Origin of the sequence: Flavonifractor sp. An91, from assembly GCF_002159225.1 — a bacterium.
In the GTDB taxonomy this organism is placed as follows: domain Bacteria; phylum Bacillota; class Clostridia; order Oscillospirales; family Oscillospiraceae; genus Flavonifractor; species Flavonifractor avicola.
Genome location: NZ_NFHA01000003.1, coordinates 1 through 25289 on the forward strand (window position 1 = coordinate 1; position 25289 = coordinate 25289).

At 61.7% G+C, this 25289-nt stretch carries 27 protein-coding genes, 1 riboswitch and 1 other annotated feature; of the genes, 3 read left to right on the forward strand and 24 right to left on the reverse strand.

Annotated elements, in window-relative coordinates; genetic code table 11:
• Positions 1-346: 346 nt before the first annotated feature.
• On the reverse strand, positions 347-1372 hold the full coding sequence (gene queA / locus B5G42_RS02790) for a tRNA preQ1(34) S-adenosylmethionine ribosyltransferase-isomerase QueA (RefSeq protein ID WP_087266694.1): 1026 nt from the start codon (positions 1370-1372) through the stop codon (positions 347-349).
• On the reverse strand, positions 1369-3054 hold the full coding sequence (locus B5G42_RS02795) for a SpoIID/LytB domain-containing protein (RefSeq protein ID WP_087266432.1): 1686 nt from the start codon (positions 3052-3054) through the stop codon (positions 1369-1371). The genes queA and B5G42_RS02795 overlap by 4 nt, the downstream gene beginning before the upstream one ends.
• A gap of 98 nt (positions 3055-3152) precedes the next feature.
• A riboswitch (Lysine riboswitch) is annotated at positions 3153-3325 on the forward strand.
• A gap of 152 nt (positions 3326-3477) precedes the next feature.
• Here B5G42_RS02795 and asd point away from each other — a divergent pair.
• From asd to dapB, 3 genes are read left to right on the forward strand one after another with little or no spacing between them, the layout of a single operon-like run.
• Positions 3478-4563, forward strand: a complete 1086-nt coding sequence (gene asd / locus B5G42_RS02800) for an aspartate-semialdehyde dehydrogenase (RefSeq protein WP_087266434.1) — start codon at positions 3478-3480, stop codon at positions 4561-4563.
• A gap of 8 nt (positions 4564-4571) precedes the next feature.
• On the forward strand, positions 4572-5465 hold the full coding sequence (gene dapA / locus B5G42_RS02805) for a 4-hydroxy-tetrahydrodipicolinate synthase (protein ID WP_087188057.1): 894 nt from the start codon (positions 4572-4574) through the stop codon (positions 5463-5465).
• A gap of 23 nt (positions 5466-5488) precedes the next feature.
• On the forward strand, positions 5489-6256 hold the full coding sequence (dapB, locus tag B5G42_RS02810; RefSeq protein WP_087266436.1) for a 4-hydroxy-tetrahydrodipicolinate reductase: 768 nt from the start codon (positions 5489-5491) through the stop codon (positions 6254-6256).
• A gap of 35 nt (positions 6257-6291) precedes the next feature.
• On the opposite strand, the gene B5G42_RS02815 is transcribed toward dapB, so the two are convergent.
• The 22 genes from B5G42_RS02815 to B5G42_RS02920 form a co-directional block, all read right to left on the reverse strand.
• Positions 6292-7485: an AI-2E family transporter gene (locus B5G42_RS02815; protein ID WP_242958856.1), complete on the reverse strand. Its 1194-nt coding sequence runs from the start codon at positions 7483-7485 to the stop codon at positions 6292-6294.
• 149 nt (positions 7486-7634) lie between these two features.
• Positions 7635-8864, reverse strand: coding sequence for a tyrosine--tRNA ligase (tyrS, locus tag B5G42_RS02820; protein ID WP_087266440.1), 1230 nt, complete (start codon positions 8862-8864; stop codon positions 7635-7637).
• A 372-nt stretch (positions 8865-9236) separates the two neighbouring features.
• Positions 9237-9479 (reverse strand) — a binding site (T-box leader).
• A gap of 66 nt (positions 9480-9545) precedes the next feature.
• Positions 9546-11243 (reverse strand): DNA repair protein RecN, encoded by a 1698-nt coding sequence (gene recN, locus B5G42_RS02825; RefSeq protein WP_087266442.1) that lies wholly within the window; start codon positions 11241-11243, stop codon positions 9546-9548.
• A 227-nt stretch (positions 11244-11470) separates the two neighbouring features.
• A complete protein-coding gene (locus B5G42_RS02830; protein WP_087266444.1) occupies positions 11471-11923 on the reverse strand; it encodes an arginine repressor in 453 nt (150 codons plus the stop codon).
• 3 nt (positions 11924-11926) lie between these two features.
• Positions 11927-12790, reverse strand: a complete 864-nt coding sequence (locus B5G42_RS02835; protein ID WP_087266446.1) for an NAD(+)/NADH kinase — start codon at positions 12788-12790, stop codon at positions 11927-11929.
• Positions 12787-13608 carry a TlyA family RNA methyltransferase gene (locus B5G42_RS02840; protein ID WP_087266448.1) on the reverse strand — a complete coding sequence of 274 codons (822 nt, stop codon included), beginning with the start codon at positions 13606-13608 and terminating at the stop codon, positions 12787-12789. Before B5G42_RS02840 ends, B5G42_RS02835 begins: the two co-directional genes overlap by 4 nt.
• Positions 13595-15439 (reverse strand): 1-deoxy-D-xylulose-5-phosphate synthase, encoded by a 1845-nt coding sequence (gene dxs / locus B5G42_RS02845; protein ID WP_087266450.1) that lies wholly within the window; start codon positions 15437-15439, stop codon positions 13595-13597. The genes B5G42_RS02840 and dxs overlap by 14 nt, the downstream gene beginning before the upstream one ends.
• 56 nt (positions 15440-15495) lie before the next feature.
• Positions 15496-15957, reverse strand: a complete 462-nt coding sequence (locus tag B5G42_RS02850) for a divergent PAP2 family protein (RefSeq protein WP_087188047.1) — start codon at positions 15955-15957, stop codon at positions 15496-15498.
• 8 nt (positions 15958-15965) lie between these two features.
• Positions 15966-16847 (reverse strand): polyprenyl synthetase family protein, encoded by an 882-nt coding sequence (locus B5G42_RS02855; RefSeq protein ID WP_087266453.1) that lies wholly within the window; start codon positions 16845-16847, stop codon positions 15966-15968.
• Entirely contained in the window at positions 16844-17080 is a 237-nt protein-coding gene (xseB, locus tag B5G42_RS02860; RefSeq protein WP_087188045.1) for an exodeoxyribonuclease VII small subunit, read from the reverse strand. Before xseB ends, B5G42_RS02855 begins: the two co-directional genes overlap by 4 nt.
• Before the next feature lie 30 nt (positions 17081-17110).
• Entirely contained in the window at positions 17111-18298 is a 1188-nt protein-coding gene (xseA, locus tag B5G42_RS02865) for an exodeoxyribonuclease VII large subunit (protein WP_087266454.1), read from the reverse strand.
• Positions 18295-19227 carry a DNA-binding protein gene (locus tag B5G42_RS02870; protein ID WP_087266457.1) on the reverse strand — a complete coding sequence of 311 codons (933 nt, stop codon included), beginning with the start codon at positions 19225-19227 and terminating at the stop codon, positions 18295-18297. Before B5G42_RS02870 ends, xseA begins: the two co-directional genes overlap by 4 nt.
• Complete coding sequence (gene nusB / locus B5G42_RS02875; RefSeq protein WP_087188042.1) at positions 19227-19715, reverse strand: transcription antitermination factor NusB; 489 nt, start codon at positions 19713-19715, stop codon at positions 19227-19229. Before nusB ends, B5G42_RS02870 begins: the two co-directional genes overlap by 1 nt.
• 197 nt (positions 19716-19912) lie before the next feature.
• Complete coding sequence (locus B5G42_RS02880) at positions 19913-20293, reverse strand: Asp23/Gls24 family envelope stress response protein (protein ID WP_087188041.1); 381 nt, start codon at positions 20291-20293, stop codon at positions 19913-19915.
• 87 nt (positions 20294-20380) lie between these two features.
• The gene (locus B5G42_RS02885; RefSeq protein WP_087188040.1) at positions 20381-20965 is read right to left on the reverse strand and encodes a SpoIIIAH-like family protein; all 585 of its coding nucleotides are present in this window, start codon (positions 20963-20965) and stop codon (positions 20381-20383) included.
• A 12-nt stretch (positions 20966-20977) separates the two neighbouring features.
• Positions 20978-21523, reverse strand: coding sequence for a hypothetical protein (locus B5G42_RS02890; RefSeq protein ID WP_087266459.1), 546 nt, complete (start codon positions 21521-21523; stop codon positions 20978-20980).
• A complete protein-coding gene (locus tag B5G42_RS02895; RefSeq protein ID WP_087266461.1) occupies positions 21520-22011 on the reverse strand; it encodes a stage III sporulation protein AF in 492 nt (163 codons plus the stop codon). The genes B5G42_RS02890 and B5G42_RS02895 overlap by 4 nt, the downstream gene beginning before the upstream one ends.
• Before the next feature lie 4 nt (positions 22012-22015).
• Complete coding sequence (locus B5G42_RS02900) at positions 22016-23107, reverse strand: stage III sporulation protein AE (protein ID WP_087266463.1); 1092 nt, start codon at positions 23105-23107, stop codon at positions 22016-22018.
• Between the two features lie 30 nt (positions 23108-23137).
• A complete protein-coding gene (locus tag B5G42_RS02905) occupies positions 23138-23524 on the reverse strand; it encodes a SpoIIIAC/SpoIIIAD family protein (protein ID WP_087266465.1) in 387 nt (128 codons plus the stop codon).
• Between the two features lie 2 nt (positions 23525-23526).
• On the reverse strand, positions 23527-23721 hold the full coding sequence (gene spoIIIAC, locus B5G42_RS02910) for a stage III sporulation protein AC (RefSeq protein ID WP_087188035.1): 195 nt from the start codon (positions 23719-23721) through the stop codon (positions 23527-23529).
• A gap of 13 nt (positions 23722-23734) precedes the next feature.
• Positions 23735-24247 (reverse strand): stage III sporulation protein AB, encoded by a 513-nt coding sequence (locus tag B5G42_RS02915; protein WP_087266467.1) that lies wholly within the window; start codon positions 24245-24247, stop codon positions 23735-23737.
• Entirely contained in the window at positions 24244-25155 is a 912-nt protein-coding gene (locus B5G42_RS02920; RefSeq protein ID WP_087266469.1) for a stage III sporulation protein AB, read from the reverse strand. Before B5G42_RS02920 ends, B5G42_RS02915 begins: the two co-directional genes overlap by 4 nt.
• Between the last annotated feature and the right edge of the window lie 134 nt (positions 25156-25289).

Here is a 25289-nt window from a genome sequence, read left to right on the forward strand (position 1 = left end):
GGCCAAGTGGTTGTGGAAGGAGAAGCTTTCTCCATTCACGCTTGTACTTCTTTGGCCTCTATATGCCAGAAACCCGGCTTATGCTTCATGCATAAACCGGGTTTCTCGACAGGCTGAAGGAGCCCGCGGCATCTGCCGCGGGCTCCTCGACTTGCAAAAAAGGCCTCGCAGAGTTCACGCCCGCAGGCGTGAAAGAATTTGAGTCCGTTTTCAGCCGCGACATGTGCGTGGCTGAAAACACTTCTCAGCCTGTCAGTGTGGAAGCCGTTTGCCCTTGGCAAACGGCTTCTGCGCGCAACAGGCTGTATTCCTCTCTCCAAAGCGGCTCTGCCGCTTTGGAGAAGCGTCAGCAGATAAACATGGCGTCTCCGAAGGAGAAGAAGCGGTATTTCTGCTCCACCGCCTCCTTGTAGGCGGCCAGGATGCGCTCCCGGCCCGCCAGGGCGGACACCAGCATGATGAGGGTGGATTCCGGCAGATGGAAGTTGGTGATGAGGCAGTCCAGCACCTTGAATTTGTAGCCCGGATAGATGAAGATATTGGTCCATCCGGCGCTCTCCTTCAGGGTTCCGTCCTCTGCCGCCCAGCTCTCAATGGTGCGGCAGGAAGTGGTGCCCACGCAGATCACCCGGCCTCCCTCGGCCTTGGTGCGGTTGATGGTCTCGGCGGTCCCGGCAGAGATCATGCAGTACTCGGAGTGCATCTCGTGGTCCAGGATATCCTCCTCCTTCACCGGGCGGAAGGTGCCCAGGCCCACATGGAGGGTCACATAGGCCAGACGCACCCCCATGTCCTCCACCTGCTTGAGTAGTTCCTTGGTGAAGTGGAGACCGGCGGTGGGGGCGGCGGCAGAACCCACCTCCCGGGAGTAGACGGTCTGATACCGCTCCGGGTCGTTAAGCTCGGCCTTAATGTAAGGAGGCAGAGGCATCTTGCCCAGCTGCTCCAGCTTTTCCAGGAAAATACCCTCGTAGTCGAAGCGGACCAGCCGGTTGCCGCCCTCCAGCACCTCGGTGACCTCGGCGGTGAGCTGGCCCTCGCCGAAAGACACCCGGGTACCAGGCTTCATTTTGCGGCCGGGCCGCACCAGGCACTCCCAGGTCTTATTGCCCCGGTCGATGAGCAGCAGCACCTCCACCGCTCCCCCACCGGGCTCCCGGTGGCCGATGAGCCGGGCGGGCAGCACCCGGGAGTCGTTGAGTACCAGACAGTCTCCCGGTCTCAGCAGAGTGGGCAGATCGAAAAAGTGCATATGTTTCGTTTCGCCGGTGTGCTTGTCCAGTACCAGCAGCCGGGAGGAGTCCCGCTTCTCCAGAGGAGTCTGAGCGATCAGCTCCTCCGGCAGGTAAAAGTCAAAATCAGACGTCTTTATGGCTTGCGCACCTCTATTCCAGTATAGTAGAAGGTCAGGATATCCTGATAAGTATAGCCCTGCTGGGCCATGGCATAAGCGCCCCACTGGCTCATGCCCACGTTGTGGCCCCAGCCGGAGCCGGTGATGGTGAACACGGTGGAGCTGTCTCCGCCGCTGCCGCCGGATGCCGTGGCCTGGGTCACCTGGCCGCTGCCGTCGATGATGTACACGTCGCCGCTCAGCTTGGAGGTGGAACCGCTGCCGTCGATGGCATAGGCCCCGTCCAGGCTGCCGAGGGTACCATTTCCGTTCACCGTGTAGCTCCCTCCCCCGCCGGACGAGCCGCTGCCGGCGGAGCTGGACACGGTGTAATGGATGGACCGCAGCCCCAGGAAGGTGCGGCAGTCGTCCCGGATCTTGCTCCAGCTCTTGCCGGAGGAGTCGGTGAAGGTGATCTCAATGGCATTGCCGGTGGGGCTGGTCTTGGTGACCTTGAAGTCCACGATGCCCGAGTTGGTATAGCCCTTGGAATTGAGCAGGTCGGTGAGCTCCTGGGCCGTATAGGTCACCGTCCAGTTATAGTTGGGAACCTTGCTGGCCACCGACGCTTCATAGGGGTCGTACTTGCCGATGAGGTAGGCCACGTTGCTCCCCCACACATTGACGGCGCTCTCGGTGGCGCCGCCGTCGTGGGAGGAATACACCGCGTCGATGAGGGAGCCGTTGTACCAGGCGTATTCGCCGTAGGTCTCCTCCACCGCCTTGCTGCTGGAGGCCGTCACCCGCTTCATGCCCTCATAAACCTGACAGCAGGTGGTGTTGCAGATGTCGAAGCCCTGGCTCTTGTGCTTGCTGGCGGTATAGTTGCGGTAGGCGTAGGTACGGGCACACACCGCCTGGGCCTTCAGGGCCTCCAGGGGCCAGGAGGAGCTCATCTCCCGCACGATGACCCCCTGTACATAGTCCTCCAGACCGATCACGTTGCTCACCGTCAGGTTGCCGCCGCCGGTCCGCTGGTACTGGAAGCCGCCATAATAGGTATTGCCCCGAAAAATGGTCTCGGTCTTGACGCTGTCGTCCAGGCCGGGCTTGATGCCCAGGCTCTTGGAGGCGCTGTCAAACTGGAAGAGGATCTGGCTGGTGCCCGTCTTGACCACCGACACCCCGGCGCTGGAGGTACCAACCACCTCGGCGCCCCCAAGACCCAGGCTGGACTGAGCCGCCTGGGCGGATTCCTTGTCCAGGTAGGCGCCCACTCTGGCCTGCCACTCTCCATCGATCCAGGCCGCAAAGCCGCCGGAATGGGCGGAAGCGGCCGCGGCAGCTTCGTTGTAGGAGCTGTAGCTGCCCGGCAGCTTCAAATGCCAGCAGCCCACGGCGATATTGGAGGTAATGGTGTCGTAATAGCCGCTCCATGTCCCCACCTTGCCGTAGTAGACATTCTGGGTTTTGACCACCGAGATGGCGGTCTCACTGGTGGCGGCCAGCTGCTGAAACACCCGGTTGTCGTCATAATAGCCCAGCCGGTACCCGCTGCCCACATCGTTGAGCAGGTTGGCGCCAGGCAGGGCGTTGGAGCCGTAAAAGATACCCACTTTAATGGTGGGATCCACCGCCACCGAGGCGGCGGAAGCCGGAGACTGGCTCAACGGAAGGACGATAGCCAGGGCCAGAGCTGCAATCTGCACAATTTTTTTCATCTTTCCTGTTTTCATTTGGCGGAAATCCCATCTCGCTTTCGTTGACACTTTGCCAGAACTTGTGGTACAATTTTGCAAACTAAATAGCGAAATTACATTTGCAGGATAGAGGCGCGGCTCTTCAAGAGTAGCGTGGTGAGGGTGCCGGGCCCGGTGAACCGCGTGAAAGGGGAGGCCGCCGAAGGGACGCTCCCGGTGGTGCGTTTGCCTGGTCGCCCGGATAAGATCCGTTCGACTGTCGCCGCACACGCGGCGGAGTGCTGTCTGCTTTTGTCTGGTATGGTCGGGGACGCACTGTCCCTGTCATTATAGTACAAAATCAGCAGTTCTGTAAACTGCTGATTTTCTTTTTCTTTTCGCTATGAGTTTCCGGTCTGAGACAGGCCGGTGTTGGAATAAACTTTGAGCAACGGAGGTATGGTCATGGAAAAATACAAAGTAGGCGTCATCGGCGGCACCGGTATGGTGGGCCAGCGTTTTGTTTCCCTGCTGGAGAATCACCCCTGGTTCCAGCTCACTGTCATTGCGGCCAGCAGCCGCTCCGCCGGCAAGACCTATGAGGAAGCCATCGGCTCCCGCTGGGCTCTGGAGAATCCCATGCCCGAAGAGGCCAAAAAGATGGTGGTCATGAACGCCCAGGCCGATATCGAGGCCATTGCCTCCCAGGTGGATTTTGTCTTTTCCGCCGTGGATATGAAGAAGGAAGAGATTCAGGCTCTGGAGGAGGCTTACGCCAAGCACGAGTGCCCCGTGGTCTCCAACAACTCCGCTCACCGCTGGACGCCCGACGTGCCCATGGTGGTGCCGGAGATCAATCCCGAGCATATCAAAGTCATCGAGGCCCAGCGAAAGCGACTGGGGGTGGAGCGCGGGTTCATTGCCGTTAAGTCCAACTGCTCCCTCCAGAGCTATGTTCCCGCCCTGCACCCCCTGCGCGGCTTCGGCCTGAACCAGGTGCTGGTCTGCACCTATCAGGCTATTTCCGGCGCGGGCAAAACCTTCGACACCTGGCCTGAGATGGTGGACAATGTGATCCCCTACATCGGCGGCGAGGAGGAGAAGAGCGAGCAGGAGCCCCTGAAGCTGTGGGGCAAGGTGGAGAACGGGGTCATCGTCAACGCCCAGTCCCCCGCCATCACCGCCCAGTGTCTGCGGGTGCCCGCGTCCAACGGCCACATGGCCGCTGTGTTCGCACGCTTTGAGAACAAACCCTCTATGGAGGAGATCAAAGAGATCTGGGCAAATTACAAGGGCCGTGCCCAGGAGCTGGCCCTGCCCTCCGCTCCCAAGCAGTTCCTGCACTACTTTGAGGAGCCCGACCGTCCTCAGACCCGGCTGGACCGGATGACCGAGGGCGGTATGGCGGTCTGCATTGGCCGTCTGCGTCCCGACACGCAGTACGACTATAAGTTCGTCTGCCTGTCCCACAATACCCTTCGCGGCGCCGCGGGCGGCGCAGTCCTTCTTGCCGAACTTCTGTGCGCGGAGGGTTACATTTCAAGGAGGTAACCCTAATTATGAGAGAGCCTGTTTTTACCGGAGCCTGTTCCGCCATCATCACCCCGTTTGACCACAGCGGCGCCATCAACTACGATCAGTTCGGGAAAATCATCGACGAGCAGATCGAGCGGGGCCTGGACGCCATCTGCGTCTGCGGCACCACCGGAGAGTGTTCCACCCTGACCATCCGGGAGCACATTGCCGCCGTGGAATACTGTGTCAAGCGGGTGAACGGCCGGGTCAAGGTCATTGCCGGCGCGGGCAGCAACGATACTTCCGCCGCCGTCTACCTGTCCCAGCACGCTCAGGACTCCGGTGCCGACGCCCTGCTGCACGTCACCCCCTACTACAACAAGGCGTCCCAGACCGGCCTCATCAAGCACTACGAATACATTGCCGACCGGGTGGATCTGCCCATTATCCTCTATAATGTGCCCTCCCGCACCGGCGTTTCCTTCACCGCCGAGACCTACAAGGTGCTCTCCCAGCACCCCAACATCAACGGCGTCAAGGAGGCCAGCGGCAACTTCTCTCTGCTGGCCCACACCCTGGCCATCTGCGGCGACGACTTCTATGTCTGGTCGGGCAACGACGACCAGGTGGTCCCCATGATGAGCCTGGGCGCCAAGGGCGTCATCTCGGTGGTAGCCAACATCGCCCCCGAGGTCATGATCCAGATGACCCACCTGTGCCTGGAGGGCAAGTTTGACCAGGCCGCCGCCCTTCAGCTGGGCTACATGGACTTCATTGACGCCCTCTTCCTGGAGGTCAACCCCATTCCCATCAAGGCTGCCATGAATCTGGCGGGCTACGACATCGGCTCCCTCCGCCTGCCTCTGTGCGATATGAGCGACGGACCGCTGGAAACCCTCCGTCAGTCTATGGTCAAGGTGGGACTGCTCTCCGCCTGAGCCACCGGGAAAGGATGTTGGAAATGCTTCGTTTGATCCTCTCCGGCTGCAACGGCCGGATGGGCCGGGCGGTGGAGCATCTGTGCGCCGCCCAGCCCGACCTGGAAATCGCCGCCGGATTTGACCTGCTGGGGACTGGTGACCGGGACTTCCCCGTGTTCTCCTCCCCCGCTGAGTTCCAGGGGCAGGCTGACGCTCTCATCGACTTCTCCTCCCCTGCTGCCCTGCCCGCTCTGCTGGACTTCTGTTTGCAGCGGAACATCCCGGCAGTGCTGGCCACCACCGGCTACTCGGAGGAGCAGCTGGCCGCCATCGACCAGGCGGCGCGGGTCATCCCCGTGTTCCGCTCCGCCAATATGTCCCTGGGAGTCAATGTGCTGCTGGCCCTGGTACGCCAGGCCACCGCGGCTCTGGGGACGGACTACGATATTGAGATCGTGGAAAAACACCATAATAAAAAGGTGGACGCCCCCAGCGGCACCGCCCTCATGCTGGCCGACGCGGCGGCATCCGCTCTTCCCTACCAGCCCGACTATGTGTGTAACCGCCACAGCGTCCGCAAGGCCAGAGACAAGGAGGAGATCGGCATCTGCTCTGTCCGCGGCGGCGGCATCGTGGGAGATCACGACGTGATCTTTGCCGGTGAGAATGAGGTCATCACCCTGAGCCACTCCGCCATGAGCCGAGAGGTCTTTGCCTCCGGCGCCATCCGGGCGGCCCGATTTCTTGCCGGTATGGAGGCCCCTGGTCTCTACTCCATGACTGATCTGGTCCAGGCCACCCTTTCCTAACAGCAAAAAAAGACCGCCCAATGGGCGGTCTTTTTTCATTCTTTGTCCGGCGGCGTTTGGGGCTGCTCCTCCAGGGGCTTGCCGTTGCCGTCGATTTTTTTTGCCTTGAGACGCTTGTTGACCCACTCCCGAACCAAAGCATAGAGCACAGCGAAGGTGGGCACGCCCAGGATCATGCCGGGGAAGCCAAACAGGCCGCCGCAGGTGACAATGGAGATGAGCACCCAGATGGCGGACAGGCCGGTGCTGTCGCCCAGGATCTTGGGCCCCAGGATGTTGCCGTCAAACTGCTGCAATCCGATGACCAGGGCAAAGAACCGCAGGGCGGCCCAGGGGTCCACGATCACCAGAATAAACAGACAGGGAATGGCGCCGATGATGGGCCCAAAGAAGGGGATCACATTGGTGACACCCACGGTAACGCTAACCAGCATGGGGTACGGGATCCGGAAAATGGCGCACAGGATGAAACAGAGCACGCCGATGATGGCGGAATCGATGATCTTACCGTTGATAAAGCCCACGAATACCCGGTTGGCCTGACCGCATACCCCCAGCAGCCAGTCGGACCGGCGCTTGGACACGGTGGCGTAGAGGAGCTTTTTCAGCTGGGGTACCAGCCGGTCCTTCCCCGCCAGCATATAGATGGAGGAAATCAGAGCGGTGATGCCCGCAATCACGCCGCTGCCGATGGCAAAGCCCACATCCAGCAGCTGGGGCAGGGCCTCCGCCGCTTTTGCGGTCATGTTGCTGATCATGTTCTGGAAGTTACCGAACATATCGTTGATGGCGTCGGCATCCAGATCAAATTGCTCGGTCAGATCCTGCACCAGCTGATCCAGGCTGGTCAGGTAGGTCTGCATATTGCCCGCCAGGTCCTTGACGCTCTGTACCACCTGAGGCACGATGAGCCCCAGCAGAATGGCCACCACCGCAAAGGCCAGCACATAGACCAGCAAAATGGACAACGCACGCTTAAACCGGTGGTTGGGAAAGAGTTTTCGCTCAAAAAAGCACATGGGGGTATTGAGCAGATAGGCAATGGCAAAGCCCACGATAAACGGGGACAGAACCCCCATAAACTGGTTGATTCGGACAGTTACTACGCTGAAATGGTTCAATCCCACATAGAACAGGATGGCAACGATGAGCACAATGAGCAGCTGCACATGGCTGCCATCCAGGATGTACCATTTCTTCTTGTTCTTCGGGTCCTCTTTTTCCGGCACAGTGCCTTCCTCCTTTGCAGCCGCCACACACATTGCCGGGGCGGTAAGCCTTCCAACAGGTTTATTGTATCATGCCTGTTTGTCGCCTGCAACCAAAGTCAGGTAAAATTAAGAAAGGGGCTGCCCCACTGACGGCAGCCCCTGAACACTCAGCCCTGCAGAGAGGCCCGGTGGAAGACCTTCTTGCCCTTCTTGATCATGACGCCGTCGCCGGAGAGCTGCTCGGCAGTCACGGCAGTGTATACGTCCGTTACCTTCTGGCCGTCCAGTTCCACGCCGCCCTGCTCGATGAGGCGGCGGGCCTCCTTCTTGGAGGGCGCCAGCTTACAGGCCAGCATCAGATCCAGAATACCGATGGCGCCGTCGGTGAGCGCACCAGCCTCCAGGGCGGTGGAGGGCACGTTGCTCATATCGCCGCCGCCCACAAACAGGGCCTTGGCAGCATCCTGGGCCTTTTGGGCCTCCTCCTCGCCGTGAACCAGCTTGGTCAGCTCAAAGGCCAGGATCTCCTTGGCGGTGTTGAGCTGGCTGCCCTCCCACTTGTCCATCTCGTCGATCTGCTCCAGAGGCAGGAAGGTGAGCATCCGCAGGCACTTGAGCACATCGCCGTCGCCCACGTTGCGCCAGTACTGGTAGAACTCATAGGGGCTGGTCTTGTTGGGGTCCAGCCACACGGCGCCCTTGGCGGTCTTGCCCATCTTCTTGCCCTCGGAGTTGAGCAGCAGGGTGATGGTCATGGCGTGGGCGTCCTTGCCCAGCTTGCGGCGGATCAGCTCGGTGCCGCCCAGCATATTGGACCACTGGTCGTCGCCGCCGAACTGCATATTGCAGCCGTAGTGCTGGAACAGATGGTAGAAGTCGTAGGACTGCATGATCATGTAGTTGAACTCCAGGAAGGAGAGGCCCTTCTCCATGCGCTGCTTGTAGCACTCAGCCCGGAGCATATTGTTGACGGAGAAGCAGGCGCCCACCTCACGGAGCAGCTCAATGTAGTTGAGCTTGAGGAGCCACTCGGCGTTGTTCACCATCTGGGCCTTGCCCTCGCCGAACTCGATGAAACGCTCCATCTGCTTCTTAAAGCAGTCACAGTTGTGCTGGATGGTCTCCGGGGTCATCATGTTGCGCATATCGGTACGGCCGGAGGGGTCACCGATGTAGCCGGTGCCGCCGCCGATGAGGGCGATAGGACGGTTGCCCGCCATCTGGAGCCGCTTCATCAGGCACAGAGCCATGAAGTGACCCACATGGAGGGAGTCGGCGGTAGGGTCAAAGCCGATGTAAAAGACGGCCTTGCCCTCGTTGATCATCTTGGAGATCTCCTCCTCGTTGGTGACCTGGGCAATGAGGCCACGGGCCTTCAGTTCTTCGTAACAAGTCATGTTCATTCTCCTTTATCTCAATGGTGTAGTCATCAGTATAACCGCTTTCCGCAGTGGGGACACTTGGCGTCGTCCATGTCGTGGAGGATTCCGCAGTGGGGGCAGGGGACCTGAGCAATGCCCGATCCCTCATCCTGGGAGATGCTTCCCGACAGATAAAAGTCTAGGTGTTGGCAGCTCTGGCAACACCATAGCTCCACAGGCATTAAATCTTCCATCCCGTTCCGCTCAAGATTCCCTCTCAAATGCCAGCCCGGCGCACCTTTTTTCAGAAAATGCTGTCCAATGCAGGCCATCTCCCCGCCGCAGCGGGTACAGACATTCCGATCCACAAAATCCCCCTTTCATGCAAAAAGCCCTCTGTCCGTTCGGACAGAGGGCGTAAAAACGCGGTACCACCTCTGGTTCGCCGTTTTCTCGCAAAAACGGCCTCATGCCGTGCCAACACACGGCGGCGCGATAACGGGCGCACCCGACACGGCCCTACTGGGGGTCTCCCCTGTTCAGGCGGCTGCTCCAGAGTGTATTTCCCAGCCTGTCCCCTCCCCCTCTCACCAAACCGGGGGCTCTCTGGGCGGGACGGGGGTTGGTACTTCTCCCTGTCATCGCAGTGTCATATTGATGAGGATTATAATCGCTCTTGCTCCGTTTGTCAAGCAGAAAAGCGGTACTCAACAAAATCTAGCTTTTGTGTAGTTTCTTGTAGGTCTCCGCACTGTCCAGCAGCTCCCCGGCGGCGCCAAGGGTAGCGTCGGTGATGTGCTCGCCGGAGGTAAGCCGGGCCAGCTCCTCGCACCGGCGCTGGCGGGTCAGACGCTCCACCTGGGTATAGGTCCGGCCGCCCCTCTCCCCCTTCTCCACGGAGAAGTGGACGTCGGCCATGGCGGCCAGCTGAGGCAGATGGGTAACGCACAGTACCTGCTTGGCGTGGGCCACATCGGCCAGCTTTTCCGCCACCTTCTGGGCCGCCCGTCCGGACACGCCGGTATCCACCTCGTCAAAGACCATGGTGCCCACCTGATCGTTTTCCGCCAGCACATTTTTCAGGGCCAGCATGATGCGGGCCAACTCACCGCCGGAGGCAATCTTCTGGATGGGCTTCAGGTCCTCGCCCACATTGGCGGACATGAGAAACTGCACCTCGTCCATGCCGGTGTCGTCCATGGCGAACTCCCCCGGCTTGGGTCCAAACTCCACCTGGAACCGGACCTTGGGCATATCCAGCTGGGCCAATTCGCTCTGAATCCGCTGTTCCAGCGCCTTGGCCGCCTTCTTTCGGGTCTGGCTGAGGGTCTCCGCCGCCTTTCGGGCGTCGGCCAGGGCCTTGGACTGCTCCTTCTCCAGCCGGGCAATGGTATCAGTGGAGAACTGGATCTCGTCCAGTTCCTTTTTGCAGCGGTCCAGATAGTCCAGCATCTCGTCCACCGAATCGCCGTACTTCTTCTTCAGCCGGTGGAGTACGTCCAACCGGCTCTCGATCTGGTCCAGCTCCCCCGGTTCAAAGTCAAAGGCGTCCCGCAGATCCCGGATCTGCTCGGCAATGTCTTCGGCGGCGCAGCGGAGTTCCACCAGCTTTTCCAACAGCTCGGCGGCCTGGGTGCTGATGCGGCCGGCGGCATGAAGAGACTGCTCCGCCTCCCCCAGCAGGGCAGCGGCTCCTTCCCGTTCATCATCGCCGGACAGGGCCAGATGCGCGCCTTCCACGCTCTTCATCAGCTTACCGGCGTTGCGCAGCAGATCCCGCCGCTCCGTCAGTTCTTCCTCTTCCCCGCTCCGCAGCTCGGCCCGCTCCAGTTCGCCGATCTGAAATTCCAGGCTGTCAATGCGCCGGGCCTTCTCCGCCTCGTCCATCCGGAGGGATGAGATCTCCCGGCGGAGGGCAGCCAGTCTGTTATAGCAAACCCGGTAGGCATCCAGATCCGCCCCGGTGGCGCCAAAGCCATCCAGATAATCCAGGTGACACCGCTCGTCCAGCAGCTGCTGGCCGTCGTGCTGGCCGTGGATATTGAGCAGTAGGCGGCCCAGCTGCCGCAGCTGGGAGACGGTGATGAGCCGGCCATTGATGCGGCAGATGTTCTTCCCGTCGGGCTGGATCTCCCGCTGGATGAGCAGATTGCCCTCCTCGTCGGGGCCTACGCCGTTCTCCCGGAACCAGTCCAGCTCTGGCAGGCCGGTAAACACCGCGTTGACCAGGGAGGACTTTGCCCCGGTACGGATCAGATCCCGGCTGGTGCGCTCCCCGATGATGGCCCCGATGGCATCCACCACAATGGACTTGCCCGCGCCGGTCTCGCCGGTGAGGACGTTAAAGCCTTTGTCAAACTGGATGTCCGCCGTCTGGATCACCGCAATATTTTCAATGTGCAGCAAAGAAAGCATATAGGCCACCACCCTAGAAAGGCACGTTGATTAAAAAAGCCTCGCAGAGTTGCGCCGCCCGCAGGCGGCGCAATAAAATCGAAAACCGTTTTTGGCTGCGACATACGCGTAGCCAAAAACACTTCTCAGACCGCAAGTGTGGAATTTATCCATCAAAGATGGACAAATTCTGCGCGTAGCGGGCTGCATCCTGCTCAAAAAAGTGACTTTGTCACTTTTTTGAAGTCTCATTTCAGCATGGCATGGATCTCATTGCAGAAGGAGGCAGCGTCCTCATTGGTGCGCATAATAAGGATGGCGGTATCGTCTCCCGCCAGGCTGCCCACCAGGCTGGAAATATCCATGCCGTCAATGGCGGCGCAGGCCGCAGAGGCCAGACCGGGCATGGTTTTCAAAACCACGATATTCTGGGCCATATCAAAGGAGGTAACGCCCTCCTTGAAGATGGTACGCAGCCGTCCCGCGATATTCAGGGAGGCCTTCCGCTCCGAAACGGCGTAACGATAGGTCCCGTATCCGGTCAGTTCCTTAATGAGGTGGAGTTCCTTGATGTCCCGGGAAATGGTGGCCTGGGTGGACTGCACCCCTCTGGCCCGCAGCTCTGTCAGAAGCTGATCCTGGGTATCAATATCCTGCTCCGCAATGATCCGCAAAATCTCCTGCTGCCGTTTCGCTTTCATGGCTTACGCACCTCCCAATTTATGATTCAAAATCTCATAGAATGTCCGGCCGGTCACCCGAACCAGTCTGGTTTTGGATTTGGACATCTTGGTCTCCACCACGTCGCCGCCGTTGAGCTTGAAGGCTTTCCCTCCATCCACCGACAAAAAGGCGGTCTTGCGGGCCATCCGGCCCAGCTTGATGGACACCATCCGCTCATGGCCCAGCACAAAGGACCGGGCAGACAGGGCGTGAGGACAGATGGGCGTAACGATGATGTTTTCCGCCGTGGGCTCCACGATAGGGCCCCCCGCCGACATGGAATAAGCGGTAGATCCGGTGGGGGTGCTGATGACCACACCGTCGGCAGACATCTTGGTAATGGTGGTCTTATCCCCCAGCACCTCCAGATCCACCACCCGGGCCACCGCCCCCTTGGTGAGGGCAGCGTCGTTGAGGGCGATGTCAGAATAGATCACCTTGCCGTCCCGCCGCACCGTCACGTCCAGCATCATGCGGTCCTCCACAGCATACTTTCCGGCGGGCAGCTTGGAGAGCATAGACAGTTCCCCCAGTTCCAGCTCCGCCATGAAGCCAACGCTGCCCAGGTTAACGCCCAGAATGGGCACATGGTGCTGGTTGGCGTCCTTGGCGGCATGGAGGATGGTGCCGTCTCCGCCAAAGCACACCAGAATATCCGCGTCCTTCAGCTCCTCCTCGGTCTGCTTGAACTGGATGTGCTTGGGAAATTCGATGTTTCCCCCCTCCACCGCAAAGGGCAGGCAGATGGCGGTCTCCACCCCGGCGGCTTTCAGAATCTTCTCCGCCGCCTGGGCGGCCTTCAATCCCCGGTCCCGATAGGGGTTGGGGCTCAACACTACTTTCATTGTCCGGCTCCTTCCAGGGCCGCGTGGGATGCCTCTACCAGGGCTGCCGGATCGCCGGTCCAGGAAGCTCCGCCTCCCCCGGCCAGCAGGTGTCCCAGGTACTCAATGTTGCCCTCGGGTCCTCTGATTGGTGAAAAGGTCATATCCTTTACAGTAAAATCCGCATCAGCGGCGTTCTTAAGAAATTGCTGGATCACTTCCAGGTGGACAGCGGGGTCCCGCACCACGCCCTTCTTGCCCACCTTTTCCCGGCCGGCCTCAAACTGGGGCTTCACCAGGCACACCGCCTGGCCGTCCGGCTTGAGCAGGCCACGGAGGGCAGGCAGAATCAGCTTCAGGGAGATGAAGGACACGTCCACGCTGGCAAAGTCCAGCTCGTCGGGGATCTGCTCATGGGTCAGATAGCGGGCATTGGTCCGCTCCAGACACACCACCCGCTCATCGCTGCGGAGGGACCAGGCCAGCTGACCGTAGCCCACATCCACGGCGTACACTTTGACCGCTCCGTTTTGGAGCATACAGTCGGTAAAGCCGCCGGTGGAGGCGCCGATATCGCCGCACACCGCCCCGTCCAGGTGAATACCCTCAAAGGTTTTCATTGCCTTTTCCAGCTTCAGGCCGCCCCGGCTCACATAGGCCAGGGTCTGGCCCCGCACCTCCACAGGCGCATCCTCGGGGATCTGGGCTCCGGCCTTGTCCACCTTCTGCTCTTTTACATAGACCTGGCCGCTCATAATGATGGCCTGGGCCCGCTGACGACTCTCCGCCAGCCCCCGCTCCACCAACAGCACGTCCAGTCTTTTTTTAACAATTGCCATGTCCGCAGACCTCCAACGCTGTTTTATACAGGGACGCCCCATCCAGGCCGCACAGGGTTCTCAGTTGGGACACAGGCCCGTGGGTGACAAAGCCGGGCCCGGTGTTGACCATGGCCACCTTTGCAGCAACACCCCGCTCCAGCAGCTTTGCAGCCAGCCGCTGCCCCACACAGTTGCCTGGGGCAGCCTCCTCTGCCACCAGCAGCCGCCCGGTTTCCGCCGCCGAGGCTGCCACCGGCGCCCCGTCCAGGGGCGTGATGGTATTGAGCTTGAGTACCTGGGCCTGGATACCGTCGGCCTCCAGCCGCCGGGCACAGTCCAGCAGCGCATTGACTGTGATACCGTAGCCTGTCAAGGTAATATCCTTGCCGGCACGCAGCACTGCGGTGCTGACCAATCCGGAATCGTCCTGATAGTCCCCCTGTCCACCCCGGGGATAGCGGACCGCCACCGGCCCCTTTACCTCATAGATGGCATATCGGAGCATCGACTCCAGCTCAGCATAGCTGGAGGGGCACAGCACTGTCATGCCGGGCACCGTATCCAGAAAGGCAGGGTCAAAGACACCGTGATGGGTCTCACCGTCCTCTCCCACCAGCCCGGCCCGATCAATGGCAAAGACCACATGAAGGCCCTGAAGGGCCACATCATGGATCAGCATATCGTAGGCCCGCTGAAGGAAGGAGGAATACACCGCAAAGACCGGGATCATGCCCTGCTTGGCCATACCGGCGGACATTGCCACCGCATGGCCTTCGGCAATGCCCACATCAAAGAACCGGTCCGGGAACCGGGCGGCAAAGGTGTTGAGTCCTGTTCCTCCCTGCATGGCGGCGGTAATGGCACACAGTCTGGGGTCCTCTTCCGCCATCTTGCAGAGGGCCTGTCCAAAGACAGCGGAGAAATTAGTACCGCTGCCCTTCAGCACCTCGCCGGTCTCCACACAGAAGCGGCCCACACCATGAAATTGATCGGGGTTGCGCTCCGCTGGTGTGTAGCCTTTTCCCTTTACAGTTCTGACATGGAGCAGCACAGGGCCTTTCAGGTCCCGGGCATACTTGAGCAGCCGGGTCAGCCGCTTCACATCATGGCCGTCCACCGGCCCCAGGTAGGTAAAGCCCATATCCTCAAAGAGACTGCAAGGCAGTAGGGTCTCCTTGATGGCGGTCTTGACCTTGTGGGTCACTTTGTAGATCCCACGCCCCAGAGCGGTAGCTCCCATCACCTTCCGGTAGCCCCTCTTAAAGCGGAGATACTGGGGCTTGAGCCGCTGACGGGCCAGATGGTCGGCCACGCCGCCCACGCTCTTGGTGATGGACATCCCGTTGTCGTTGAGAATGACGATAAGGGGCTCCTTGCTGTCTCCCGCGTCAGATAGTCCTTCATAGGCCAGGCCGCCGGTGAGGGCACCGTCTCCAATCAGGGCCAATACACTGTAATCTTCATGCTGTAAAGTTCTTGCCCTTGCTATTCCGAGGGCCACCGACACTGAGTTGGAGGCGTGGCCGGCGATGAATGCGTCGGTGTCGCTCTCGGTGGGTTTTGGATAACCGGCCAGCCCGCCAAAGGAGCGCAGAGTCTCCATGGCGGCATTGCGGCCGGTGAGGATCTTGTGGGCGTAACACTGGTGGCCCACGTCAAACACCAGCCTGTCCCGGCCGGTATCAAATACCCGATGAATGGCAACGATCAGCTCCACCGCCCCCAGACTGGAGGCCAGATGGCCGCCGGTGCGGGAGACCACATCCAGGATGCGGGCCCGCAGCAGACCGCAGAGAGCAGCCGCCTCACTGTCGGTCAGGGCGCTGAGATCGTTGGAACATTGCTCCAGACTAAGAATGGTAACACCTCCCGGTGAAGGATCAAATCAACAAATCAGTGGGGCTGTCAACTCCACTGCCAGGCGCCGAACAAGCCCACTGCAACGCCCAGCACGCCGCCCATCAGGACCTGGAAGGGCGTGTGGCCCAGCAGCTCCTTCAGTTCCTTGCCGAAGAGGGCCGGCTTCATTTCGGTCCAATGGTCCATGATATAGTTGAGGATCTTGGCCTGTTCCCCCGCCGCCTTGCGGACGTTGGCGGCGTCATACATGACCACGATAGCCAAAACCGCCGCAATACCGAACATAGGCGATCCCCAGCCATACATATAGCCTACCGATGCGGCGCAAGCGCATACGAAGGCGGAGTGGGAGCTGGGCATCCCGCCGCTGGCCACCAGATAGTGCCAGTCCAGCTTCTTTTTTGTGCAGAAGGTAATGATGATCTTCAACACCTGCGCAATGAACCAGGCCAGGATCGCCAGGTTGAGGATCAGATTGCCGGTGAAAAAGTTTACTACGTTTCCCATGATGCGCCTCACTTCTCACGGCTTGCCAGGGAGCGGGCCAGCCAGCACAGGCTGTCGCCCTCATCCCCAAAGATGGACAGGGCTTCCACGGCCTCCTCGGTCAGTTTTTCCACCAGACGGCGGCACTCCTCCACCCCTTTCAGGGTCACGAAGGTATTTTTCTCGCTCTTAGCGTCGGAACCCACCGGCTTGCCCAAGGTGGCCTCGTCACCCACCACATCCAGGATGTCGTCCTGGATCTGGAAGGCAAGTCCAATCCGCTCTGCATAGCGGCATACGGCCTTCCGCTGCTCCTCGCTGCCGCCGGCCAGCACACAGCCCATCTCGGCGGCGGCACGGATGAGCGCTCCGGTCTTGAGGCGCTGCAGCTCTTCCACCTCAGTAAGGCCCATGGCATGGCCTTCCCCCGCCATGTCCAGTACCTGGCCGCCTACCATGCCCTGAGCGCCGGCCGCCCGGGCCAACACCCCCGCCGCCTCCAGCGTCCGCTCCGGCGGAAAGGTCACAGACGGGTCCAGCATCCACTCAAATGCCCCGGTCAGCAGCGCATCTCCCGCCAGTACCGCGGTAGCCTCGCCATATACCTTGTGGTTGGTGGGCCGGCCCCGGCGCAGGTCGTCGTCGTCCATGCAGGGCAGATCGTCGTGGATCAGCGAGTAAGTATGGATCATCTCAATGGCCCCGGCAAAAGGCAGCGCTTTCTCCGGATCGCCGCCGCACAGCCGGCAGCTCTCCAGCAGCAGCACCGGCCGGATCCGCTTGCCGCCTGCCAGCAGACTGTAGTACATGGCGTCGTAGAGATCCCCACGGGGCGCCCGGCCCTGGAAGCAGTGCCGCAGCCATTCCTCCGCCTGAGCCCTGTGGCCGTCCAGTCTCTCCTGTTCCGTCATACCTGTCCCTCCTCAAACGGCTCCTCTGCCGGCTGACCATCCGGCCCTGCCAGCAGCTTACGCACCTTCTGTTCGGCACTGTCCAGTTGGGCGGAACAGCCGCCCAGCAGCCGGGTCCCCTCCTCAAAGAGGGACAGAGCCTCCTCCAACGGGGCGTCTCCCCGCTCCAGCCGCTTCACGATCTCCTCCAGCCGGCCCATAGCCTGCTCAAAGGTCAGTTTTTCTTCCGCCATGTCCTTAAGTCCTTTCCAAAAGCAGTCAAGTTAAACCACTTGACAGGATATCTCGCCATCTGCCACCCGCAGCTTCAAAGGGTCGCCGGGGGCCACGTCGGTCACAGACCGGACCACACCGCCGTCCGCCTTTCGGGGGATGGCGTAGCCCCGGCCCAGTACCTTCAGGGGGCTGAGGGCATCCAGCTTGGAGGCCAGCTGTCCAAAACGCTGCCGCTCCCGGTTGAGGGCGGCGTTCAGTCCTGCCGCCAGCTTCTCCCGCTGGTAGTCCAGTACCATCCGCTTGTCGTCCACATAGTTCATAGGGTCCTGAAGGGCCCGGCACCGGGCCGCCCGGTCCAGATCCTTTCGGGCGGACTCCAGCTTGCGGCCCATGGCCTGGGCCAACCGCCCCTCCATCTGATGCAGCCACACCGCTACCTCGTTCTGGTCGGGTACTGCCAGCTCGGCGGCGTTGGAGGGGGTGGCCGCCCGCAGGTCGGCTACAAAATCGGCGATGGTCACGTCAGGTTCATGCCCCACCGCAGAGATCACCGGAATGGCCGAGTGATAGATGGTGCGGGCTACGTTTTCGTCATTGAAGGCCCACAGATCCTCCATGGACCCGCCGCCCCGGCCGGTAATGATGAGGTCGGCCACCTGATGCTGGTTAGCCCAGGTAATAGCGGCGCAGATCTCCCCGGGGGCCTCCGCCCCCTGGACCCGCACCGGCAGGAGAAAAACCTCCGCCATGGGCCACCGGGCCCCCAGGATGCGCAGCATATCCCGCACCGCCGCGCCGGCGGAGGAGGTAATGAGAGCGATGCGCTTGGGGAATTTGGGGATGGGCTTTTTGTGGGCGGGATCAAAAAGTCCCTCCGCATACAGCTTCTGTTTCAGCTGTTCAAAGGCCAGATGCAGATCCCCCACTCCCTCCGGGGTCAGGGAGGTACAGTACAGCTGGTACTGTCCGTCCCGGGGAAAGACCGCCACCCGGCCGAAAGCGATGACCTTCATGCCGTTTTCCGGCCGGAACCGGAGGGACATGGCCTCCCGCTTGAACATAACGCAGCGGATGGCCCCCTCCCCGTCCTTCAGGGAAAAATAGTGGTGGCCCGAGGGATAGGCCTTGTAGTTGGAGATCTCCCCCCGGACATACAGGGCGGTCAGCTCCCGGTCCCGGTCCAGCAGGGCTTTGATATACTGGTTGACCTGAGAAACCGTGTAAATATTACTCATGCAAGGTCACCCGCCTTTACGGCTCTCCAAGTGAGGATGGCGGTGCCCATGGCGTTGTCGGTGGAGAACCGGGGCTGGGCAAACACCGCTCCCAGAGGCTCCATCACCTGCCGCAGCAGGGAGTTGGAAGCCACGCCGCCGGAGCACAGCACCGGCAGGCCGGGATACTGCTTCAGGGCGGCCAGGGTGGTGCGCCGCACCACGTCGGCCACCGTCAGCAGGGCAAAGCGGGCGATGTCTGCCTTCTCCGCCCCCTGCTCCGCCATAGCCTTCACCTTATTCTCCATACCAGAGAGCGAAAACGTAAAGTCATTTAGCTTCACAGTAAATTTCTTGGCCTGCCCCACCTGAGCCAGCTGGTCCACCGCCTTACCCGCCGGGAATGGAAGGCCCAGCAGCACGCCGGTGCGGTCGATGAGCTGTCCGGCGGAGATGTCGCTGGTGCCACCCAGAAGGGTGGCTTTCACGTTGACCCCATCCGGCTCCACATGGAGCAGCTCGGTGGTGCCGCCGGACAGGTGCCAGGCCAGCATAGGCCTGTCCAGCAGATCCATCCGGCCCGCCGACCAGGCGGCGGCGACAATATGGCCCTGCTGGTGAGAACAGGCAAAGAAAGGTACGTTCAACGCGGCGGCCAGGGTACGGCCCTGGCTCTCCCCCGCCAGGAAGCAGGGCATATAGGACCCTTCCACCGCCCGGGGCCGGGTGGAAGCGCCTACGGCAACGATGCCGTCCAGCCAGCCTCCCTCCTTCAGCTGGGCAAAGCGGTCGGGCAGGGCCTTGACGTGCTGGAACAGGGCGTCGCTCTGCCGCAGGCCCAGCTCGCCGGGGCGCACTTCCAGCAGGCGTCCGGCGTTCTCGCCCCCCTCGCCGTCAAAGACGGCGGCGGAGGTGGTGTAGTTGCTGGTGTCGATGCCCAGGGTACGCATCAGCCCTCCGCCTCCGGCTGCTCCTTCAGGCCCACCGGGTCAGGGATGTGCTCCCCCCGGACGAAGGAGCCCAGAATGCCGTTGACGAAGGAGACCACCTCGGGCTCCTCATAGTGCTTCACCAGCTCCAGGGCCTCGTTGATGGCGGCGGCGTTGGGGATGTCCTGCATATACAGGATCTCATACATAGCCACACGCATGATGGCCACGGCCACCCGGTTCATACGGGAAAACTTCCAGCCGATGGCGTATTTGGAGATATACTCGTCCAGCTCGGGGGCGTGGTCATAGACCCCCTCTACCAGACGGGTGATGTAGGTCCGCTGGGCCTCGTTGGGGAATTCGGCATACAGGGGTTCCTCCTCCCCAATGAGTGCGAAGGTCTTGCGGTTGAGGGCCTCGTCCAGCAGCTCCCGGGCGGTCTGCCCGGTGAAGCCCAGTTCAAAGGTCAGGTGGACGGCGATCTCTCGGGCGGCGGTTCTGGTCATGATGGGTTCCTCCATTCCGGCGTGATGAGCCGGTGATATTCACAGTTATTATAATTATACATCAACTGTATGCAAAAAGGAAAGAGATATTTCAAAATTAGACTCCAGATTCCAGCCCCTTTTCCTGGGGCAGACCGGCCAAAACACACAAAAGGGCCTGTTGCTTGCTCTGCAACAGGCCCTTGGTCCGGCTTGATTTACTTGTGTTCCTTTTCAAATACGATGCCGGCCACATGGACATTGACGTGTTCCACGGTCAGGCCACTGGTATTTTCAATGGCGTTAAAGACGGCGCTCTGCACCTCTTTGGCCACGTCAACGATGGTATAGCCGTATTTGACCAGCAGGGACACGTCTACCCGGACGCTCTCCCCCACCATAGTAATGCGGATGCCCTTGGACAGATTCTTCTTTGCGCCCAGCAGCTCCGCGATATCGCTGCTCAGATTGGTGGACAGACTGCCCACACCCTCCACTTCCGTGGCGGCGGCCGCCGCGATCACAGCCAGCACATCCTCGGAGATATGGATGTTACCCAGTTCGTCAGGCCGGGAGATATATTCCTTTCCATCGCCCATACCGGTCACGCTCCTTTTGTGTACTATGGGACCATTTTACCACAAATCAGAAAAAATACAACTGATTTTTGGCGGGGACCCTGGGGCTCAGGGCTGGGCTTCGATGATGGTGATGGCGCTGGCCTCCAGGCCGGTCTCTTCGGTGACGATCTCGGTGATGCGGGCCACATCGGCGTCGGTGAGCCCCTCCTCGGTGGCGGACACCACCACGCTGACGCTGCCGTCGCTGATGAAAGCCACGCAGTCGGCGTACCCCTTGGCAGTGACCAGATTTTCGATCTGGGCCTCGGACACGGTGTAGTCGGCCAGGGTCTGGATAGCCTCACCGGTCTCCGCCTTCATGGTCTCGGTGGCGTTGGTGTCGGCGGCGGCCTCCTGGAGGATGGACAGGGCGCTGTCTCTGGCCTGCTGGCGGTTGAGCCGGGCGGCGTCAAAGTAGCCGCTGCTCTTGTCCGTGGCGGTGGGCGCCGGCGAGGCGGAGGGGTCCGCCGAGGGAGCGGGGCTTGTTTTAAGCAGCGGGTCGGCGCTCTGCATGGACACCAGCTCCGCCTCTCCCAGAGTCTTGCCCGCTTCCTCGCTCTGCCCCTTTTGATAGGACCAGTTGAGGTACACCGCGCCGCATACAAAGAGCACCACTGCGGCCACCACCGCGTTTCGTTTCCATACGTTCATACTGTTACTGCCTCACTTTCCTTTTGATACTGAGATCTGATTGGCCCCCAGCCCGGTGAGGGCGGATACCGCCTCCACCACCTTCAGGCGTACTGCGGGGTCGTCCCCGCCGGAGCATACCACAAGAGCCCCCTGGTATTGAGGCGAAAGCTGTTGGAGGATCACCGGTTCCTCATAGCCGGAGCCCTTGGAAAGCACCACCGTGGATTGGGAGGACTCGCTCCCCTCCGCCCGCACCGAGTGCTGGGTATCCTTGGCCAGCACCTGTCCCGGTCCGGACCGCAGAGTGAGCACCACCTCTGCCTGCCCTACCCCGTCCATCTGAGACAGGGCCTCCTCCAGCCGTCCCTCCAGCTCCTCCGTTCCAAATTCCACCTCCTGGACACTCTGCTGCCGGGTCTGGGTGGTCTCTCCCCCTCCGCTCAGAGTGGGCAGCGCCATCATGACCACCCCCACCGCCACCACCAGCAGCGCGTATTTATACCGCTGGAACAGCTCCATGAGCCGCCCCTTGTACAGGGCCAGCCCGTTGCCCTTTTCCGGTTGATGCCGGTTCATTCCGCTCCCCCGCTTTCGTAATACTGCCGGTCTGCCGGGATGGCAAAGTCGGCCTCAATCTGCTCGGTGAGGGCCTCCCGCTCCTCCCGGGACAGCTCCCCGGTGATGGTGACCACCTTTGGGATGGGGTATTCCGCCGCCTCGTCGGCCTCCACCTGCACCGTGCAGGTGATGCCCAACGCTGCCGCCTTGTCCTGAATATATGCGGCGGACTGGGCTTCTATGATGTCCATCATCAGGGTTTTATTCTCCTCCTCCAGCGCCTGAGCAGAGTATTCCGCGTCCAGGCGGTATTCCGTCATGGCCCGGGTGAGGGCCGAGCCGTCCAGGCTTATCAAGGGCTTCACCACGGCCAGCAGCAGAAGCAGCCCACCCGCCAGCCGGGCGGCCCGTTTTGGCCCCCCTGCCGGGGACAGGCCCTCCGCCAGGGCCAGGATCATGGCGGCGCAGGTCACCCCCATCAGCCATTTTCCCAAAAATTCTACCATGGTCTCACCCCCCTGCCAGCGACACGGCGGAGATCATGGAGATGAGCAGCAGCAGGGCGCAGGCCCCGGTCATCCCCAGGATCAGTCCAAAGGCCCCGCCGATCTGGTCGATGAGGGCGGCCACCCGGCTGCCCGACAGGGCGGCGCTGAGGGCGGAGGACACCTTATAGGTCAGATAGTGGAAGCCAAGCTGTAGGAAAGGCACCAGACAGATGCCGATGACCACCAACATTCCAAACACCCCCACCGTGTTTTTCATCACCCCCGCCCCCGCCAGCACGGTCTCCGCCGCATCGGACAGGATGCCGCCTACCACCGGCACCATGCTGGACATGGTGAACTTGGCAGCCTTCACTGTCAGGGCGTCGGTGGTGCCCGCGATGACTCCACTGATGGTGAGATAGGTGACAAAGAGGATGAGGGTGCCGGTAAGCACCGTGGTCACCGCCCACTTGAGGGTAGCCGCCATCCGCTTGAGGCCATCGTTGCCCACCGCAGCCCAGGCCACACAGGCCGCGATGTAGGTATACACCAGGGGCAGCAGTACACGGTTGATCAAGGTGATGAGCAGGTCGGAAAAGAGCATGGTGGCCAGCTGCCGGGCCACCGCGCCTCCCGGGGACCCGGCGGCGGAGGCCGCCGCCGTCACCGCGGGCAGCAGCAGCTTGGAGAAGCTGTCCATATGCTCGATGGCCTCCCGGCCCATGCCGATGAGGGAGTTGGCGTCAGCCGCCGCAATGGCGGTCACCGCCAGGGCCCCCACCAGAGCCACCCCATTGACCGGGCCCTGGCCTGCCCCCATGCCCTCGGCCAGAGAGCAGAAGAGCACCACCGCCAGCAGCAGGGCCCCGCTGCGCAGGGCCTTGCGGATCACGCCCCCCAGCTCTTCGCTGCCGGTGTCCAGAATCTGGTCGATGCTGTCGTCCAGGTCCAGCCCGGCGGACAGGTCGACATCGGGCATCCACTCCGCCCCGGCATTCTCCAACCCCTCCAGGTCCAGGGCGGCAGACTGGGTATCCAGCACGCCCTGACTGGCCCAAGCCGTCCCTGTCAGCACCGTCAGCAGCACCACCAGCACCGCCAAACGCCGTATCATGGTCCTTCCCTCCTCTTTTGTACCAGCTTCTCACAGCAGCTGTGCCACCGTGTCCAGCACCGCCCGCAGCAGGGGCAGGGCGGTACACAGAGCCAGGGCGGAGCCGGCCGTCTCGGTAACGGCGGCAATGCCCCCCTCCCCCGCGTCCTTGCATACCTGGGCGGCAATGTGGGTGAGGATGGCAATGCCCACCGTCTTGATGACGGGGGCCACCACCGCAGGGGACAGCCCCGCCATATCCTGCAGCTCCTCCGCCATGGCCACCACGTCCTCCACCGCCCTCAGGGCCAGACCCAGCACCACAGCGGCGGCGGCAATGGAGAGCACCAGAGCCAGCTGCCGGGCGGTGCCCTTCACCATCACGGCACACAGAGCACCCAGGACGGCCACCGCCCCCACCTTCAGCATGGTCTCCATGGCTACAGACCGAACAGGTCCTTGACCAGATCAAACAGCCCGCTGATCTGCTGGACCACCATCATAAGTACCACCACCAGCCCCGCCAGGGTGGTCATGGTGGCCTGCTCGTCCCGGCCCGACCGGGAGAGCACCTGATTGAGCACCGACACCAGAATTCCGATGGCGGCGATTTTAAAGATCAGATCCACATCCATGTTTTTAACTCCTTTAAAGCAGCAGAATGACCAGCAGCCCGCCGCAGGTCAAGCCCAGCACCTGATACATCCTGCCCCGCTTTTCCCCATCCTCCCGGGCAAGTTCCGCCTCCCGGGTCAGTTCCGCCACCGCCCGGGCCAGAGCGGTACGGAGGCCGGACTCCTCAAACCGGCCCAGTACCTCCCCCAGCTCGTCCATCACGGCGGCAGACCGGCCTTCCAGATCCAGCGGGGTATCCTCCAGAGCCTGCCGCCAGATCTCCGCCAGGGAGCGCTCCCCCAACTCCTCCATGCCCTTCCGGCAGTTGGCAAACAGCTCTCCCGCCGGCGGCGGATAATCATCAGCCAACTCCTCCATCAGCTGGGGCATGGGCGTAAGGCGGAAGGAGATCTCCCGGTCCATCTGCTCCAGCGCCCCGGCCAGCTGCCGCAGCACCCTGGCCCGCCGCTTCAGCCGCCGGTGGGCGTCAAAACCCAGAAAGGCCCCGCCGCCCACCGTCAGCAGGGCGCCCATCAGCCGGATCACAGCTGGTACACCTGACAGCTCCGCCCCTCCAGCCCCCGGGAGAGCACCGCCAGCTTCTGAAAGCAGCGGTTTTCCAGCAGAGGCCGGTACAGAGGCCGGGTCTTCAGGTCCTCCAGGTCGGCGGCGTGGGCGGTACAGAGAAGGCGCACACCGCAGTTGGCTGCCAGCAGCAGGGCGGCACAGTCCTGGGATGCGGTGATCTCGTCGGCGGCCAGCACCTGGGGATTCATCCCCCGCAGCAGCATCATCAGGCCCTCCGCCTTGGGACAGCCGTCCATCACATCGGTCTGCCGTCCTATGTCAAACTGGGGCAGGCCGTTGTACATGGCCGCCAGCTCCCCCCGCTCGTCGGCCACTCCCACCCGCAGGGGCGGGTGGCCCGTTCCGTCGGAGAGCCTTCGGATCAGATCCCGCAGCAGGGTGGTCTTGCCGCCTCCCGGCGGGGACAGGATGAGGGTGCTCTGAAAGCGATCCCCCTCCCACAGCCTGTCCGCCACAGCGGCGGCGGCTCCTGGCACCTCACGGGCGATGCGGATGGCCAGAGAGGACAGCTGCCGCAGATTGAACACCGCGCCATCCTTCACCACCGCGCTGCCGCAGATACCGATGCGGTGGCCGCCCGGCACGGTAAAAAAGCCGCTTCTCATTCGCTCCATGGCAGTGTGGGCGGAGGCCCGGGTGGCGATCTCCACCACCAGACCCAGGTCCGCCGGACTTACCGGCTCACCACCGGGCAGGGACCTCTCCCCCGTGGGGCACACTACCGACATGGGCCTGCCCGCCCGCAGCCGCAGCTCCTCGGCCACAGCCTGAGTGGACTTGTCCAACCTCTCCGCCTGCCGCCGCATATAGGGCGGCAGCAGGGCCGCCGCCTGTAAATACCGCGTTACATCCCCTTGTTCCCGCATAGCGTCACATCCTTCTTTGGTGTCTGCAACATACCTATGAGGGCCCGTCCCCATTTATGACCATGAAACTTCATGCGCATATGGGCCGTCCCGGCCCATGCGCTTTGATTTCATGGCCGTGCCGCTGAAAGCGG

Bases quoted from the DNA above. Each gene is read 5' to 3' on its own strand.
- B5G42_RS02835 (WP_087266446.1), bottom strand. From the start codon at position 12,790: ATGAAAGTAGTGTTGAGCCCCAACCCCTATCGGGACCGGGGATTGAAG.
- spoIIIAC (WP_087188035.1), bottom strand. From the start codon at position 23,721: ATGGATGTGGATCTGATCTTTAAAATCGCCGCCATCGGAATTCTGGTG.
- B5G42_RS02920 (WP_087266469.1), bottom strand. From the start codon at position 25,155: ATGCGGGAACAAGGGGATGTAACGCGGTATTTACAGGCGGCGGCCCTG.
- B5G42_RS02855 (WP_087266453.1), bottom strand. From the start codon at position 16,847: ATGACGGAACAGGAGAGACTGGACGGCCACAGGGCTCAGGCGGAGGAA.
- B5G42_RS02795 (WP_087266432.1), bottom strand. From the start codon at position 3,054: ATGAAAAAAATTGTGCAGATTGCAGCTCTGGCCCTGGCTATCGTCCTT.
- dapB (WP_087266436.1), top strand. From the start codon at position 5,489: ATGCTTCGTTTGATCCTCTCCGGCTGCAACGGCCGGATGGGCCGGGCG.
- B5G42_RS02895 (WP_087266461.1), bottom strand. From the start codon at position 22,011: ATGGTAGAATTTTTGGGAAAATGGCTGATGGGGGTGACCTGCGCCGCC.
- B5G42_RS02885 (WP_087188040.1), bottom strand. From the start codon at position 20,965: ATGAACGTATGGAAACGAAACGCGGTGGTGGCCGCAGTGGTGCTCTTT.
- xseA (WP_087266454.1), bottom strand. From the start codon at position 18,298: ATGAGTAATATTTACACGGTTTCTCAGGTCAACCAGTATATCAAAGCC.
- B5G42_RS02900 (WP_087266463.1), bottom strand. From the start codon at position 23,107: ATGATACGGCGTTTGGCGGTGCTGGTGGTGCTGCTGACGGTGCTGACA.
- recN (WP_087266442.1), bottom strand. From the start codon at position 11,243: ATGCTTTCTTTGCTGCACATTGAAAATATTGCGGTGATCCAGACGGCG.
- asd (WP_087266434.1), top strand. From the start codon at position 3,478: ATGGAAAAATACAAAGTAGGCGTCATCGGCGGCACCGGTATGGTGGGC.
- B5G42_RS02905 (WP_087266465.1), bottom strand. From the start codon at position 23,524: ATGGAGACCATGCTGAAGGTGGGGGCGGTGGCCGTCCTGGGTGCTCTG.
- B5G42_RS02850 (WP_087188047.1), bottom strand. From the start codon at position 15,957: ATGGGAAACGTAGTAAACTTTTTCACCGGCAATCTGATCCTCAACCTG.
- B5G42_RS02830 (WP_087266444.1), bottom strand. From the start codon at position 11,923: ATGAAAGCGAAACGGCAGCAGGAGATTTTGCGGATCATTGCGGAGCAG.
- dapA (WP_087188057.1), top strand. From the start codon at position 4,572: ATGAGAGAGCCTGTTTTTACCGGAGCCTGTTCCGCCATCATCACCCCG.
- tyrS (WP_087266440.1), bottom strand. From the start codon at position 8,864: ATGACTTGTTACGAAGAACTGAAGGCCCGTGGCCTCATTGCCCAGGTC.
- B5G42_RS02880 (WP_087188041.1), bottom strand. From the start codon at position 20,293: ATGGGCGATGGAAAGGAATATATCTCCCGGCCTGACGAACTGGGTAAC.
- B5G42_RS02870 (WP_087266457.1), bottom strand. From the start codon at position 19,227: ATGCGTACCCTGGGCATCGACACCAGCAACTACACCACCTCCGCCGCC.
- B5G42_RS02840 (WP_087266448.1), bottom strand. From the start codon at position 13,608: ATGGCAATTGTTAAAAAAAGACTGGACGTGCTGTTGGTGGAGCGGGGG.
- nusB (WP_087188042.1), bottom strand. From the start codon at position 19,715: ATGACCAGAACCGCCGCCCGAGAGATCGCCGTCCACCTGACCTTTGAA.
- B5G42_RS02890 (WP_087266459.1), bottom strand. From the start codon at position 21,523: ATGAACCGGCATCAACCGGAAAAGGGCAACGGGCTGGCCCTGTACAAG.
- xseB (WP_087188045.1), bottom strand. From the start codon at position 17,080: ATGGCGGAAGAAAAACTGACCTTTGAGCAGGCTATGGGCCGGCTGGAG.